15 protein-coding genes are annotated in these 16278 nt (G+C 48.9%); all 15 read right to left on the bottom strand.

What is annotated here, in order from left to right; genetic code table 11:
* Window positions 1–18 precede the first annotated feature (18 nt).
* The gene (gene ftsH / locus C170_RS02520; RefSeq protein WP_036606115.1) at window positions 19–2064 is read right to left on the bottom strand and encodes an ATP-dependent zinc metalloprotease FtsH; all 2046 of its coding nucleotides are present in this window, start codon (window positions 2062–2064) and stop codon (window positions 19–21) included.
* A gap of 100 nt (window positions 2065–2164) precedes the next feature.
* A complete protein-coding gene (gene hpt / locus C170_RS02525) occupies window positions 2165–2704 on the bottom strand; it encodes a hypoxanthine phosphoribosyltransferase (protein ID WP_017691352.1) in 540 nt (179 codons plus the stop codon).
* Between the two features lie 52 nt (window positions 2705–2756).
* A complete protein-coding gene (gene tilS / locus C170_RS02530; RefSeq protein ID WP_036606116.1) occupies window positions 2757–4196 on the bottom strand; it encodes a tRNA lysidine(34) synthetase TilS in 1440 nt (479 codons plus the stop codon).
* A 44-nt stretch (window positions 4197–4240) separates the two neighbouring features.
* A complete protein-coding gene (locus C170_RS02535) occupies window positions 4241–5188 on the bottom strand; it encodes a serine/threonine protein kinase (protein ID WP_036606117.1) in 948 nt (315 codons plus the stop codon).
* Window positions 5172–5924, bottom strand: a complete 753-nt coding sequence (locus C170_RS02540) for a VWA domain-containing protein (RefSeq protein WP_036606118.1) — start codon at window positions 5922–5924, stop codon at window positions 5172–5174. The genes C170_RS02535 and C170_RS02540 overlap by 17 nt, the downstream gene beginning before the upstream one ends.
* 85 nt (window positions 5925–6009) lie before the next feature.
* On the bottom strand, window positions 6010–8517 hold the full coding sequence (gene spoIIE, locus C170_RS02545; RefSeq protein WP_179088724.1) for a stage II sporulation protein E: 2508 nt from the start codon (window positions 8515–8517) through the stop codon (window positions 6010–6012).
* 472 nt (window positions 8518–8989) lie between these two features.
* Entirely contained in the window at window positions 8990–9520 is a 531-nt protein-coding gene (locus C170_RS02550; RefSeq protein WP_017691357.1) for a S1 domain-containing RNA-binding protein, read from the bottom strand.
* Between the two features lie 198 nt (window positions 9521–9718).
* Window positions 9719–10054 (bottom strand): FtsB family cell division protein, encoded by a 336-nt coding sequence (locus tag C170_RS02555; RefSeq protein WP_017691358.1) that lies wholly within the window; start codon window positions 10052–10054, stop codon window positions 9719–9721.
* Window positions 10055–10065: 11 nt separating this feature from the next.
* The gene (gene yabQ / locus C170_RS02560) at window positions 10066–10635 is read right to left on the bottom strand and encodes a spore cortex biosynthesis protein YabQ (protein WP_017691359.1); all 570 of its coding nucleotides are present in this window, start codon (window positions 10633–10635) and stop codon (window positions 10066–10068) included.
* On the bottom strand, window positions 10632–10916 hold the full coding sequence (yabP, locus tag C170_RS02565) for a sporulation protein YabP (RefSeq protein ID WP_036606119.1): 285 nt from the start codon (window positions 10914–10916) through the stop codon (window positions 10632–10634). Before yabP ends, yabQ begins: the two co-directional genes overlap by 4 nt.
* A 169-nt stretch (window positions 10917–11085) precedes the next feature.
* Window positions 11086–11364, bottom strand: a complete 279-nt coding sequence (locus C170_RS02570) for an RNA-binding S4 domain-containing protein (protein WP_036606120.1) — start codon at window positions 11362–11364, stop codon at window positions 11086–11088.
* Window positions 11364–11636 carry an HU family DNA-binding protein gene (locus C170_RS02575; RefSeq protein WP_017691362.1) on the bottom strand — a complete coding sequence of 91 codons (273 nt, stop codon included), beginning with the start codon at window positions 11634–11636 and terminating at the stop codon, window positions 11364–11366. The genes C170_RS02570 and C170_RS02575 overlap by 1 nt, the downstream gene beginning before the upstream one ends.
* A 310-nt stretch (window positions 11637–11946) precedes the next feature.
* Entirely contained in the window at window positions 11947–13440 is a 1494-nt protein-coding gene (gene mazG / locus C170_RS02580) for a nucleoside triphosphate pyrophosphohydrolase (protein ID WP_036606121.1), read from the bottom strand.
* Between the two features lie 147 nt (window positions 13441–13587).
* Window positions 13588–15336, bottom strand: a complete 1749-nt coding sequence (locus C170_RS02585; RefSeq protein ID WP_036606122.1) for a putative polysaccharide biosynthesis protein — start codon at window positions 15334–15336, stop codon at window positions 13588–13590.
* A 165-nt stretch (window positions 15337–15501) separates the two neighbouring features.
* Window positions 15502–16044 carry a stage V sporulation protein T gene (spoVT, locus tag C170_RS02590; protein ID WP_036606123.1) on the bottom strand — a complete coding sequence of 181 codons (543 nt, stop codon included), beginning with the start codon at window positions 16042–16044 and terminating at the stop codon, window positions 15502–15504.
* Window positions 16045–16278: the final 234 nt, after the last annotated feature.

The following is a 16278-nucleotide window of genomic DNA, read 5'->3' on the forward strand; positions in this document are numbered from 1 at the left end:
AGCCAGATGTATTGTGCATTAAGACGTTGGCTTCGTTCCGCCATCATCCGGGTTATTGTTATTACCCTTTTCCAGATTCGGAGCTTCGTTTGGAATATCTCCGGCTGGTGGCTCAGGCGTTTCATCTTTACCTTGAATACGAACACGCACATCACCGATGGTGTCGATGATTGGCTCTCCGCCTTCAGTTGGTGTGCCTTCACCATCATTGTCATTCTCTGCTTTTGGAGTCAAAGAACCTGTTTCGATCAATTGCTTGATCTGATCCATTTCCAAAGTCTCAACCTCAAGCAAAGTTTGAGCGATCAGGTGCATCTCTTTTGAATGTTTAACAAGTAAGTCCTTACACTTCTCATAACAGTCATTGATAAAGCGTTGCATTTCCTGATCAATCTCGTAAGCAATGGAATCTGAGTAATTCTGTTCATGACCGATATCCCGACCAAGGAATACCTGTCCTTGTGAACTTCCGAATTGCATAGGTCCCAATTTCTCACTCATACCGTATTCCATAACCATGCTGCGAACAATACCTGTCGCTTGCTGGAAGTCACTGTATGCACCAGTACCAATTTCTCCGATGAACAATTCTTCAGCTACACGACCCCCGAGAAGTCCGGTTACTTTATCCAGCAATTCCTGCTTGGTAACCAGCATACGGTCTTCTTTTGGCAACATGATTACATATCCACCCGCACGTCCGCGCGGAATAATGGTCACTTTATGTACCATATCAGCATGTTCGAGGAAGTATCCAACAATGGTATGACCTGCTTCGTGATAAGCAACGATTCGTTTCTCGCGATCACTGATGACACGGCTTTTCTTCTCCGTACCAACGATGACACGGTCAATCGCTTCGTCAACTTCCTTCATGGAAATATCTTTACGGTTACGACGCGCTGCAAGCAATGCCGCTTCGTTCAAGAGATTCTCCAAATCCGCACCAGAGAAACCTGTTGTACGCTTCGCGATAATATCCATCTTCACATCTTTGGTCAGTGGTTTATTACGGGAATGTACTTTCAGGACAGCTTCACGACCTCTTACATCAGGGCGGTCAACCGTAATTTGACGGTCAAAACGTCCTGGACGCAGCAAGGCAGGGTCCAAAATATCTGCACGGTTCGTTGCGGCAATGATGATGATACCTTCATTAACTCCGAATCCGTCCATCTCAACGAGCAACTGGTTGAGTGTCTGTTCACGTTCATCGTGACCACCACCAAGACCAGCACCACGCTGACGTCCTACAGCATCAATCTCATCGATAAAGATGATACATGGGGCATTTTTCTTCGCATTTTCAAACAAATCACGAACACGTGATGCACCGACACCGACAAACATTTCCACGAAGTCGGAACCTGAAATAGTGAAGAATGGTACACCCGCTTCACCGGCTACGGCACGAGCGAGCAATGTTTTACCGGTACCTGGAGGCCCTACGAGCAATACGCCCTTAGGAATCCGCGCACCTACTGCTGCGAATTTACGAGGGTCCTTGAGGAAGTCTACAACCTCAACAAGTTCCTGTTTCTCTTCGTCAGCACCCGCAACATCTTCAAATGTAACCCGCTTCTTCTCTTCGTTGTAGAGACGAGCACGGCTTTTACCAAAGTTCATTACTTTACCGCCGCCGCCTTGAGCCTGATTAAACAGGAAGAAGAACAGCAGGAACATAATGATCAAAGGAATAAAGGAAGTCAGCAACGTCAACCAGATGCTGTCACCTTTCATTGGCTCCTGATGATATTGGAAATTGTTAGTTTCACTTGCAGCTACAAGCTCACTAATTGCCTCATCCGTAGGAGGAATATACGTTGAGAAATTTTCTGATTTGGCGCCATCAGGTGCCTTCTTGTATTGACCGGTCACGAGATACGTTTGACCGTTGAATTGAACCGTCAATTCAGAGACATTGTTGGCTTTGATCGCTGCACGCAACTGATCATATCTAGGATTATCGGTGGCTTCGCCGCCATTGCTGACGAACTGGACTATCCCCACCACAACTAAAAAAAGAATCAAATAAAAACCAGAATTCCGGATGAACCGATTCATCCCCTACCTCCTCTCGAGACACTTTAATTATTTTAACATAGCCCGACATGGCTTCTCAACAGAAGCCAAGAACAGCTCAAGGCTTGGGTCGGGCAGGATATTAGCTACTATAGACTTCCGGCTTCAAAATCCCGATATAGGGCAGGTTCCGGTACTTCTCCGCAAAATCCAAACCGTAACCAACGATGAACGCGTCAGGAATGTCAAAGCCTGTGTAATGAGCTTCCAACTCAACTTTACGGCCTGAAGGCTTGTCGAACAGCGTAACCACTCGCACCGACTCGGCACCGCGGTTTTCTAGCAGTTCAATCAGATAGCTGAGTGTAAGTCCGCTGTCGATAATATCTTCGACAATCAGAACTTCCCGTCCTTCTACGGATACATCCAGATCCTTAATGATTTTGACAACACCTGATGACTTGGTGGAAGCGCCGTAACTGGATACCGCCATAAAATCCATTTCAACAGGTACCGTTATGTTTTTAACCAAATCAGCCATAAATATAAACGCACCCTTGAGCACACAAATGACCAAAGGATTGCGATTTGCATATTCGGCACTTAGTGTTGCGCCTAATTCCTTGACTTTACTCTGAATTTCTTCTTCACTGATCAATACTTCCTGAATGTCGTTCTGCAACTGTGCGAACCTCCTAAGTTATACTATGAAAGCCTTACCTGAACCATAACCACTACCCCTGAATCGCTGAATCGCCTACAGTCATGTACAGGATTGCGGAAGTGCCCTCCCTGACAGGAGCCACACTGGACCGTCGAACACCCGGTAACCAGATGATATGACCTGCTCCATCACATACCACAGGAATACGTGGACGGACAGATGGGGGGATTTTCTCATCGATGAAAATATTTTTCACCTTTTTGCTTCCGTTTAATCCCATCACTTTCATGGTATCTCCAGGTAACCGTGAACGCACAACCAGCGGCATAAGCAGTTGATCCGCATCAAACGCGGCTTGATCCGCCGATTCCGGTACATGATAGTCCTCGGGACTCACCGTCATCAACCGAATATACCGGTTAATTGGGGTGAGTGAAAGCTCATAAGTTCCACTCCATTGCGCAAGACGGTACTCGTAAGATTGATCCTGTACGTCCGTCCGTATGCCAAAAGAAATCAGATTATACTCCCGAGTGCAGGCGAGTGTCTGTCCTATATCCAGGCTCCAGGTCGTCACATGGGTCTCTATGACCTTGCGCCGAATGGTTTCTATACGGGTAAAGTCGACAAAATCACTGTCCAAAGGCAGATAATTCAATATTAGTTTAATCAACCTTCGTTGTAAAGCGACATGTAACTTCAAGAAGGAAGGCACCTCAAAGGTTTGCCTTCCGCCGTTCACCTGCACTAGACACCTGTATGTGTCATATGCACTCTGCTCCATGAAATCGTCTTCATCACCCACAATTTCGGCAAGCCGATTCAATGACGGCGTGAGTTGTCCATTATACTGCCCCAAAAAAGGAAGCACATCCAAGCGAATGGCATTACGCCGATATTTACGCAGGGCGTTGCTCTCATCATTGAAATACATAAAACCCTGGGTAATACAAGCTTCTACAAGGTCTGTCTTGTTTATACGAAGGCATGGACGAATAAGTTCCACATTTTTTTCTCGTCTTTTAAACTTCATTCCTGAGAGTCCCGACAAGCCGGTTCCACGAAGCAAATGAAGCATGACCGTCTCCGCCTGATCATCGGCATGATGTGCCAAAGCGATGCTTGCCGCATTATATTTGGAAGCCACTTCGTGCAAAAAGGCATATCGCTTGTTGCGGGCTGCTTCCTGTGGTCCTTGACCCGTAAGCTCCATATATGAAGGTACATCGGCCTTGGTCCATTCAAATGTAATACCAAGCTGTTGTGCCAGTTCCATCATTTTCTCCGCTTCATCATCAGATTCACTCCGGAAGCCATGATGCACGTGGGCACAGATCAATTCAAGTGGCACATGCCGCTTGCTGATCTCGTGCATGATATGCAAAAAAGCCACCGAGTCCGGCCCGCCCGATACTGCGACGACAATCCGATCCCCGGGAACCCATAACTGATGCTCTTCCGCTGCATCCAGCACGTTCTTTACCAGCATGTTCCAGCGTAAAGCCTCCATACCTGTTCCTCATTCCTTGCGTTATGTATATGCACTCTCACAGATCAGAAAAGTAGTGCATAGATGAGCACTCCAATAAGTAATATCACAGATACAGCAAATGCGTTCATAAGCCAGCGCGGTGTTGTACTTTTGGAACGACGGCGGAGAGGCGTGGGGCGTGCCATCATTTCCTTCCACCCTTGTGCCGCATGACCTGCATCACGAAACTGACCTCGTAATGCCTGAGTTGTCCAATTGCGAAAAGGACCCAGTCGTTCACTGCGCTCCACCAGCGCTACGAGCTGATTCACACTTCGCAGTTGCGGTAATCCTTCGGCCGCCAGTGCCTTGAGCGCGTCTGCTTCAAGTACATGAATCAATAATAATGCAAATGCAAATACATCATAGGTACCATCTGCCGTACGGCTACCTGCATTCCAGAAGCCCCGATCATACCATTCGGTGAACTGTTTGACGCTTCGTCCAATCGACGTAACTCCGCCGTAGTCGATCAATTCCACCTGCCCATAGTCGGATACCAACACATTCTGAGGTTTGAGATCACCAAACACCCATCCCGCCTGATGCAATTGTGCCAGCTTCTGCAAGAGTCTAAGTCCCACCAGAAGTGTCCAGTCTGTCCCCTGACGCCGAATAAAGTGATGAAGTGCCTCACCTCTAACGTAACGCATCACATAAAAGGGAATATCCCGGCCACGAACGGCATAATCATCCACATCTTTAAGATAGGAAGGAATGCCGCTCTGCCGAAGGGCCTCATGATTACGCTGTAGTTGAAAAGATTTGAGCACATTAACTTCCGATTGCAGATCAACCGGATCAAATCCCATTTTTAGCGCATAGTGTTTGCCATTTTCACCCCGTTGGACAAGAAAAACGATGCCATTAGCTCCTTTGCCCAGTAGCTTCCGAATCGTGTAACGACTGCGATTCCATTTCCCTGTAACCACTGTTCCTGGCGGGAAAGAGGCGTCAGACAACGTTGTCACCGAGCATCCCTTCTCTTTCAATGCGATAGTTCCCTTCTATTTCCTGCTGTTTCTCCAGTGTACCATAACGGTAAAAATCAATCACCTTCTGAATTGCAGGACCTGTCGGCGTTGCACCCTTCATCTGCAACCTTCCAAACAAGGACCGAACACGGCCTGGATCCGTTGTCCAGTCAATATCCATTACCGCATCTTCTCCGCTGTGTCGTCCGGGAAAATGAAATACGGAAAGCTTGCTCTGACCTATACGCGCCTGCAAACTTAACATTAAATCACGGATGCCTTCTTCTACCGCAGCCAGTTTGGGCTTCATGCTGGCACTAACGTCGATTAACAATATAACCTGTAAGGCTATAGTTTCAGCCATATCATCCATCACTTCCACGACCCTGGCGCGTTGTGCAGGCTCCAGATCGGTTACCGTTTTGGGCTCCTTCTCTCCCAAAATTTGTGTTAACTCTCTATTAACCGCCTGCTGAATGGTCTGAACCACCGTTTTTCTTGTCATCATCTGCATCGTATGGGCAAGCTGACGTGTACCTACAATTTGGCTGATTCCACCTCCGGCTCTGGCAATATCCTCAATCTCCCGGCTACCCAACTCACCAATGGTTCCATAATCAATCACGCCAACCACATTAACCGTAATCCCCTCTTCCAGCGCTTCGGCCGCTGCCAGCACCGGACTTGGTCCTACATTGGAACAACCGTCGGTGATCAATAAGATTTGCTTCATCCGATATCCCTCCGTTATTCGTTACTCTCCAACTCTATGACTAGCATTGCCAGAATGAAGAGACTTCAAACAGAAGAATATGCAATTAACTGACGGTCCGTGGACGCTCCATCCGGTTGATGCCAGGCACACGCAGTGTGGCCCATTCAGGGCGGAAATGCTCTACTTTTCCAACAACGACGGTCATATCATCCAAAATCTCATGCTGCTGATATCTTATGACACTTTCAAGCAGGCAATCGGCCAAATCTTGTGGATCATCTGTATCAATCTCTTGAATGAGCCGTTTCATCCATAACTCTTTGTTCACCGCATACCCCGGTGCATCATAGATGCCATCCGTCATCATAATGAGGATATCCCCCGGCTGAAGCTGTACCGTCACCAGATCCACTTCAATATCTTTAATAATACCGATTGGCAAATTGCTGGCTGAAACCTGAATAACCTCCTGTCCTCGTTTGATAAAACTTGGCGTCGATCCGATTTTCATAAACGTGGTCTCTGCCGTATATTCATCGATCAGCGCCATATCCACTGTTGCATACATCTCTTCAGGGGAGCGCAGCATCAGAACGGAGTTCACGGATTTGATCGCCAGTTTCTCGTCCATGCCGGACTGTAGCAACTGTTCCAGTATGTTCAGCGCCGCGCTGCTCTCCATGCGTGCCCGTTCTCCATTGCCCATTCCATCACTGAGCGCCACCGCGAATGTACCGTTGCCTAACTCAACCGTACTGAAGCTGTCGCCTGACATCACATCTCCCCCTTTTGCGGCGGCAGCAACACCCGTGGTTACCTCGAACGTTTTGGCCGAACCAAACGTGACGGTTGCCAGTCCCTGACGAGGATCGGTCATGGTCTCATGCAAGACGGCAATATGCTCGTCCAGTACATCCGAGATCAGCGGAGCAATCATTTTCCGGCACTCATCGAATCCACGTGTATATGCATGTACAATCTCAATCTCTACATTGCCCGCTTCCAGATTGATGATCTCAATGGAGTGAATGGATAAGCCCAGTGACTCCAGTGCGTCCCGAATCTGCTCCTCCTGCTGTACCATCTCATCACTTTCCCGCTGAATTTCTTTGGCCAGGTCCTCCATGACCTGAGATACACCAGACAATTGCTCTGCAACCAGCTGCCGGCTATCGATAATTTGACGCTTCCATTGCATGTTATGTTGATGCAGTCCATACTGGGCACGCATGACTTCAAGGACCTCTTCCGGTTTCGCACACACCCTGTTCCAGTCGACTGGAATCTGCTTGCCTGAGATCTCAGGGTTTCCTTCAATCGTACTCATCACGTCCGTCATATATTTGTAGGTTTGAATAAACTTCGCATCCCAGCATTGTGTACGCTTGAAACAGCTTGCACATGTGCCCTCGGCAACCGCATTCATGAAATGGTCCATTCCACCTTCTTTCTGTACCTGCTCCCCTGCACCGGACATCTGATCAAAGCTACGTGACAATTGACGGAATACCTGTGAGAACCGGGTTACCCGTTCTGCCGTGATATCCCGTATCCGTTTGGCATACTCATGCTGCGATTTGGTATGATCCTGCGTACCCGGTACATATTTGGATATCGCCGTCATCAGGCTTTTAGGTGTTAACATGAATAGTACGATAGCTGCACACGTCTCCCATAATGAGTTCATCACATCGCCCGGTCCGCCCAGATATATGGATAGAATGGACGAACCCAGTAGCATGCCCAGTGCAACCGCCGCACGTTTGCCTTCTCGAAGCATACCCGCCAGCATCCCGGCAAAAGCAAGCAGGCTCATCTGATACACCGCTGACATGTCAGCCAGACTAAGAATCAAGCCGGTAATGACCCCAACTGAGGCTCCAAGGGGGGCTCCGCCCACCAGCGCAAAGATTAATATGAGATAACGGGAGAGCATATGCTCGACGGATAAAGACTGAATGGTCCACCCTACGGCTCCCGTCATAACGGAAGCGAGCAATATGATCAGGCAGAGGATCTCCTCGTTCTTTAGGCTGAATTTTTTTTTGCGGTAGGTGAAGATCGGTATGGCTTGTATAAAAACTAGGGTGAGCACGAAACTTAATACCGAATCCATCGTGAGCATCAGCATCGCGTACCAGCTGAAGGATGGTCCAATCACAACCGCGAATAACTTGACCATAAATGTAGTCGTAAACACCATCGTTGGTGCATAAGATAACTCAGCACGATCATATGACTCCAGACCCCGGAAGAGCAGATAAAAGATGGCGATCTCCGATGCAACAATGAGTGGTACCGGAAACGGTGCAAAGAGACTGCCTGCGAGAAGTGCAGCGCCTACCGGAATGATGTAATCCCTGCGCATGAAAGCAATTACGGCGAAGTAAGCAATGGCAAAGGGAGATAACTCATTCAGGATCATTGCCTTTCCGAGCAGGAACCCCATAAACGTAAGCAGCAGTACCCATTTGCGGGAAGCAACCATCTGGACAGCCTTGCGGGAGCCAAGCCATTGTTTCAGACGTACCGACAGCTCCTCCCGAGCTTCCGTACCTCCTTTACCTGCTTTCATTCCCGGAAATTGAATGACATTCCACTTTTCCATCATCCTCAAGGCACCCCATTCGATTAATTTGAATTTTCGTGTTTCGTTCTCGATGGTTCTGATTATAGATAGATTAGAAGACGTAGTTTGTCAGAATAGGTGGGCAGGGTCCAAAAAGTTTACGACAAAAGAAACAAGCCTGGCGCGGTGGAGCGAAACCCCGGCCTTATTGTGGTTTCATTCATTCTCCTACTTGATTCCGACAATCGGAATGTCTGATTTTGAACCGGAGATGGTTTGGTCTCGCCACCATTTGAGCAGGATAACTGTGGAATGCCACGGAAACCTGTCGGTAAAAAATGGTAGACGACAAATGTTCTTATGGTTTCATTTTGCCGTGCAGAAAAACTGGGGATATGGAGCTTCACCTTACAAAAAAAGCTATTCAACTACTTATCTGTGAAAGAAACGCAAAAAAACCGTTAGCCCATGGGCTAACGGTTTTACTTATATGTTTAGATCAGGTTGTGACAGATTACACACGCTTGGCTCCACGGCCTCCGCGTTTGCCTTCTGTGTTCTTCTTAAGCGAAGAGATCCGCTCTTCACTATCTTTCAGGAAGCGTGACATTTTATCCTCAAATGAAGGTTTGCCTGCTGCGGGCTTGAAAGAACGGCCTCCGCGGTCACCACGGTTAAATCCGCCGCCACCACCACCACGACCTTGGCCACCACTTGGGCCTCCGCCGCTGAATCGTTCGCGATCTCCTCCACTGCGTTCCGGTCTAGGAGCTCTCGGGGGTCTAGATTGGGTTTGTTGCTCAACCGGTTTGTCAACAGCTTGCTTAATGGAAAGTCCGATCTTGCCATCCTTGTCAACGTTGATAACCTTCACTGTAACGAGGTCATTCAGCTTCAGGTGGTCGTTGACATCTTTGACATAATTGTCGGCGATTTCCGAGATGTGAACGAGACCCGTGACACCTCCTGACAGATCCACAAATGCTCCAAAATGCGTGATTCCTGTCACCTTGCCCTCTAACTTGGTGCCCACTTCAATTGCCATAGAATAAAATGATCCTCCCTTAAAAATATACAACCCGATTTTTTGAATGCCAAAATCAATGCTGCGCTAATGTAATTATACCTTATGCCATAAACCAAGGTCAACTGAACACTACCCCATCAGAGAGCCTATTTTTTCCGGTTTAACGGCTTCAGACACACGGATAACAAACCTAGCTCGGTAATAGACCGAATTCCATCAGTTCCCTGACTCTTCAACCTGGATCGGCGTTTCCTCAGGAAGATAATATCCTTTTTTCCGTGCCAGCTGTCCTATGTATTCAGGGTCATTCAACCGGCTGACTTCGTACTTCAACTGTTCCAGCTTCTTCAACGTATCTTCCTTTGAAGCTTGCTGAGTGGCCAGATGAGAACTCTTGTCCGAAATTTGTGCAGTCTGCACAAGGAATGTATATCCTGCCCATATTACAAATACAATCATAAACGTCATCCAAAGCATGAGGCGCCTTTTTGCACCGGCAGATTTTCCTTGGTTAGTTGGAGCCTTTGATCTGCCCACAGGTGTTTTACCCATTACGGACCTCCTTAAAACCAGCGTTTCCACATCGCTGCAATTCTTGTACCCACACGGATCATGAAGCGTGGCGTTACCCAATGTTTCAGGAGCGGCCTAAACATCCAGCGGAACAACTTGCCGAAAGGTACCAAACACTGTAGCACCAGCCTGCCCAGGAATAATAGTATCGCAATTACAAAACCGAATAATACGCGAATTAACTTATAAATTCCTTTAGCCGGCATAACGATCAGGATGTTAAGGATATGTCCACACCAATGAATCAGCGTTCTTGCGAGTTTAATTAACATTACCACAAAACGCTGGGTTGTAACACTTAAAAGCCAAAAATAGAAGCAAACCCCTATAATCAGCCCCAAAAAGACATAAAACCGCAACTGTCCGTGGTTTCCGGCGTATAGCATCCGAAAAACGAACAGCGCGGAAGCAACCCAGTACAACAGATCGAGCGTGTGAATACTCCATCTCGGAAACCGCAGCTGTCCGGACAGTACCCGGTAACTGTCGTAGGCCATTCCCATCACGACCCCCGAAGTAAGCATCCACATCAATGTGATCCATTGAGTATCCGGACTCATCGGAACATCTTGCCAAACAGGCCTTTACCATTTTTGGACTGGGAACCGGGGTCCAGATATTGGAGCGAACTGACAGTGCCTTCAATGGATAACAGACCTTCCTCCAGGCTCAGATTTTTGATATGTAAATTGTGCCCCCGGATGGTCAGATGCCCAAGTTCAGTCTGCAGCAAAAATTCCTCACTGTCGAAGCTCTCCACGTTGGAGACACCCGTCAGATCCAGCAGTTTCCGATTCTGCATGCTCAGATGATGCTGTTTGGCCTTACCGTGCTCAACCATGGCATGTACCCCTCCTTCTTACACCTAGCTTATGGGTGTGGAGGTTGGAATAGAACCAGCGTTGTTGAACAAATAACCCGGCATCCAGTAAAAAAAAACGCCCTTCCCTGTTACAGGAGGACGTTTCGATTCAACTTGCATTGAATGAATATTTATACCAGATGTACTGTTACCAGTTCATTCCGTTATCCTTGGCGATCGGCTCTTCCTTCACCAAGGTGTAGAGGCTGCTCGCCTCATCCTTCTTGGTACTCTCGGCAATTCGTTCCACCTTCACAGTGACCAGTTTCTGACCGAACTGAACCGTCAGCTCATCGCCCACTTTGACAGCGGCGCTGGGCTTAGCTTCACGTCCGTTCACCAGAACACGTCCCTGTTCAGAGACGTCCTTGGCCACAGTGCGGCGTTTGATTAGCCGGGAGACCTTCAGGAATTTATCAAGACGCATTATTTTACGGCTTCTTTAAGTTTGTTGCCTGCTTTGAATGCAGGAACAGTGGACTCAGGAATCACGATTTCATTCCCTGTTTGTGGGTTACGTCCGGTACGACCGGAACGTTTGCGGGTCTCAAAAGTGCCAAAGCCGATCAATTGTACTTTGTCTCCGCTGGCAAGTGCATCTGTAATTTCTCCCAAAAAGCCGTTCAATACGGACTCAACGTCTTTTTTAGTCAAACCACTTTTGGTTGAAATGTTGTTAATCAGATCTGTTTTGTTCATTTTTAAAAGCCTCCCAAATTGAAAAAAAAGTATCTGCGATTCCTGACAATACATCGATTGCCACTGGTTTCGCGTAAGGTTACTACACATGTATTCTGGCTTGGCATCTGAAATCCTGCCTTGGTCCGCGACTTTTTTTAGCTTTTTGTCGATGGTCCGCAGGCAACAGTCTAAGACCAGTACCCGAAACCATCCGTCGCTAAACACCAACCCCAGTTTACACAGATGAACACATGTTCGTATTATCATAACACACTGCATAGCATGAATGGAATAAGGTTATCTGGCTTTTCCCAGAAAATTGAACCTGTTATAATCCTGCCTTCTTCGCATCCTGCCAGAATTGCTCCATCTCTTCTACATTGCTATCTGCTGGTGTTCTTCCCTGTTCGCGAAGACGCTCTTCGATGTACTGGAACCGCCCGATGAACTTGCGGTTGGTCGCAGCAAGCGCCTCTTCCGGGTCCGTATCGATGAATCTTGCAACGTTTGCGGCTGCGAATAACAAATCACCCAGTTCGAGCTTCCGTTCTTCCGCAGACTGGCCTTGTTGCACCGCTTCTTTCAACTCCGCCAGTTCTTCCTCGATCTTGGCAAACACACCTTCAACATCATCCCAGTCAAAGCCTACTTTGGCTGCTTTCTTCTGTAACTTGTATCCCTTCATCAATGCAGGCAAGTCACGCGGTATACCATCCAGCACGGAAACCTTCTGCTGATCCTGGCCTTTGCGCTTCTTCTCCTCTGCCTTCATCTGTTCCCAGTTCTGAAGAGCTTCATTCGCATCTTCTGCCTGATTATCGCCAAAAACGTGTGGATGACGGAAGATCAGCTTATCATTCAAACCTTCGATGACATCATACACATTGAATGTACCAACCTCTTCTTCCATCTGGGAATGCAATAAAATCTGCAGCAGCAGATCACCCAGCTCTTCTTTCATATGGTCGGGGTCATCCTCATCGATCGTCTCAATGACCTCATAGGTCTCTTCAATCAGGTTTTTGCGAATGGACTGATGCGTCTGCTCCTGATCCCATGGACAGCCACCCGGACTGCGAAGAATATTGACGATCTCATGCAAACGCGCAAAGGAACGGCGACGCAGGGCATCATCAGTGTTCTTCGGTACATAGATCAGTGACAGATTGCCGTACCCTTCGATCCGGTCCAGTTCGTGCAATGGAATCTTGTGAATGACCTCCTGGCCCTGTACACCCAACGCGTGACCCACAAATACCGGATAATCATCCGGGTAAACCTCCATCAGGCATAGCTTCACATCTGAAGCAGTGAACACATCGTAGACTTGTCCAATCAATGTATGTAGCTGTGGTTGTACCAATTCCGTGTTCAGGCTGCTGGCATCCAGGAGTTGAAACCCTTCGATTGGATCGAATCCAAGCCGTATAAAGGCTTCGTCCAGAAAGCTCTCCCCGCCCATGACACGCAATGAGATACCCATCTGCGGACAACGTTCTTTGAGCAGGCGCACACTTGCTTCTGCTACCATCGGATGACCGGGTACGGCATACACAATCTCGGTTCCAGCCTCCCCCTTGCGAGCGGCCTCTATCAGTTGGTTTGCGATCTCATCATACACCTCGGGGAAGGAGGACTTCGCCTCATAGATAGCATCAAATGATGTCATCTCCAGCCCCTCTTGTTGCAGATCATTCAATACGGGATGATCCAGGGTACGTACATACAGCGTAGCTGCATGTTTCATTTTTTTGATAATACCTACGGTCAGTTGGTCTGCATCTCCAGATCCAAGACCCACTACGGTTAAAGCTGCACTCATTACGTAAACCTCCATCCGGACTATCCTGTCCAGTCTCATAATCATCGTGTCTGAACAGGACTAATTACACGTATTATACCAGAATCATTCGATATCCTATAATTGCATATTCGCTGTGCTGGATGCAGAAGCACCGTGAGCATGGAACTAGCGCAGCACACGCAGTCTGCGCAGCAGCTTGGCAAGGCGAGGCCCCAACTTGGGCACAGCCGCCAGCTCCGCGGCGGTCAGTAGCCCTGTCCGGGCCGCCGCCAGCAAGAACACGGCCGAGCCTGCGGCAATGCCCAGCAGGCTCACGCCCATCGCGGCCAGCCGGCGGTCGGCCGCGATACCCATGCCGCCGAGCATCGCTTCGGCGGCCCAGGCCGTGCCTACCGCCGCCAGACTCATGGCGGCGATTACCAGCGCCGGCTTCGCCAGGACGGCGCCAGGGGCAGGGCGCAGGGCGACAAGTCGCGCCAGCAGCGCCACATTCAGGCCAGCCGCCAGCATGTAGGCGACTGCGCCTGCCAGGGCCGCGCCGCTGATGCCCAGCGCCGGCACAAGCATGACGTTCAGCAGCGCCTTGACGCCTGCGGCGGCCAGCATGCTGAACGCGGGTGCGCGCACAGCGCCGAGGCCTTGCAGCAGCGCCGCCGCAATAATGCTGACGGTGCTGCCCGCAGCCGTCAGCGCCATGTACCGCAGTGCTTCGGTGCCTGCGGCATCTCCGTACAGCATGCGGTTAATCGGCTCCGCCAGCACCGCGAGACCCGCGGATGCCGCCAGGCCGATCAACCAGAACCAGCGCAGCGCGAGGCCTGCTTGCTGCCGGACGGCTTCTGGCCCGCCCTTTAACCGGGCTTCCGCCATCGCCGGAATAAACAGCACAGACAGTGACGTGGCCAGCATCGTCACCAGTTGAACCAGCGGCAATCCACGGTTATAGATGCCGAAGGAAACCATCGACTGAAGCTCATCCAGTCCTTCTCCTCGCAGCAATCGGGGCACGGTGAAGGTATCCACCAGATTCATCAGCGGTACAGCCAGCGACCCGAGACAGACGGGAATGGCATACATGAGTAGCGTCTTGATCCACTCCCCATTGGATCGTGATCTTTCTGCCAGAGCCGGGTTAATAGCACTCACCGTTTTCTTCAGCGGCGTAACCGGTGTATTCTCCTGACGTTCATGACGATCTGATCCAACTTCTCCGCTGTTACTGCTCCATTCCGAATCCAACTGTTCGGTTCGCACTTCCTTGCCTTTCCGCCGATGACGGGCCATGTACCCTAACATGGTAAGCAGCCCAACCATTCCGCCGGCAACGGAGCCCATCATGGCACCAGCGGCAATAGTCTCAAGCGAAGCGTCCCGTCTCATCAACCACAGAAGCAGAACAATCATGACGGTGACACGTATCGTCTGCTCCACCACTTGTGATACCGCTGTTGGAACCATCTGCTGTAATCCCTGAAAATATCCACGCAGCCCTGTCATCACCGGTACGAATAATAACGCCCATGAAGCAGCACGAATCGATGGAACCACATGGCGGTTGCCAATCATGTCAGCGATCAGCGGCGCACCTGCATACATCAAGAGCGCCATTATAATTCCAATTCCCCCGAGCAGTAGGGAAGATAGTCGAATAATTCTTCTGCTCTCGTCTGGTCTTCCGAGTGCGTTCTGTTCTGCTACGAATTTGGATACGGCCAGCGGCAGCCCTGCAGCAGCAAGCGTGATAATGAGCATATATAACGGATACACCGTATTGTAGATGCCAAATACACCGTCTCCCCCCAGATTCTGCAGCGGAATCTTCTGAAAAGCACCAATGATTTTAGAGATAATGGCAGCAAGCCCAAGTATAAATGCACCCTGTAGCAGCCTTGAGCCTGTAGACGGCTGTTTCATAAGTCCCTCCCGCGTAATCCTTTTAAGCATACTTTGCTATTATAACTGCCTGAAGGCACACAGACTAACCCTCCCCCATCACAATCATCCGGATTAACTTCGTTGTCCCTTAAAATGCAAAAACTCCCGTATGCCCAAACAGGGCACCAGGAGTTGATCTGCGATCTATTGTTCCATTTGCTTGCCAAGGAAACCAGCAGCCGTCTCAGACATCTTCACTTCCATCTGAGACATCTTCACCGATTCATCCTTATTGAACAGGATAACCGTTCCGATGGGGTCACCACCTGAAATAATCGGCGCAATAACAAAAGAGGATAACGTCTCGTCATGATCTTTGCTAAGTTCATAAGAACCATTGTTTGTTTCCAGAATGGTCTTCCTGTTTTCCATACAACCTTCCAACAGTTGACCCACCTGCTTGTCCAAATATTCTTTCTTGGAGCCGCCTGCCACCGTGATAATGGTATCCCGGTCAGAAATCATCGTTACATGTCCTGTACTCTCATACAGGGATTCTGCATATTCTTTGGCAAAATCACCAAGTTCGCCAATTGGCGAATATTTTTTAAGGATAACTTCTCCATCACGATCCACGAAAATTTCCAGTGGATCACCTTCACGAATACGTAACGTACGGCGGATTTCTTTTGGAATGACCACACGACCAAGGTCATCTATACGGCGGACAATACCAGTAGCTTTCATTTCACATGTTGCCCCACTTTCTCGAGAAGATTTTTCAACTACTGTTCCTTAATGGGTAGAGGAAAGTCCCAGAACGTTTAGTGTGATATCTTGACCATAGTATTCATCTGTTCCCATTTCCTTATACATGCTTCGGAGAATATAGTTGTGTAACTTTCGAAGAAGGCGACCATGTACCCATACGACTTGAATATATAAAAGAAGAAGCAAGAAGGAGGTCCTAAGTCCTCCCCT

It is taken from the genome of Paenibacillus sp. FSL H7-689, assembly GCF_000517905.1.
GTDB classification, from domain to species: domain Bacteria; phylum Bacillota; class Bacilli; order Paenibacillales; family Paenibacillaceae; genus Paenibacillus; species Paenibacillus amylolyticus.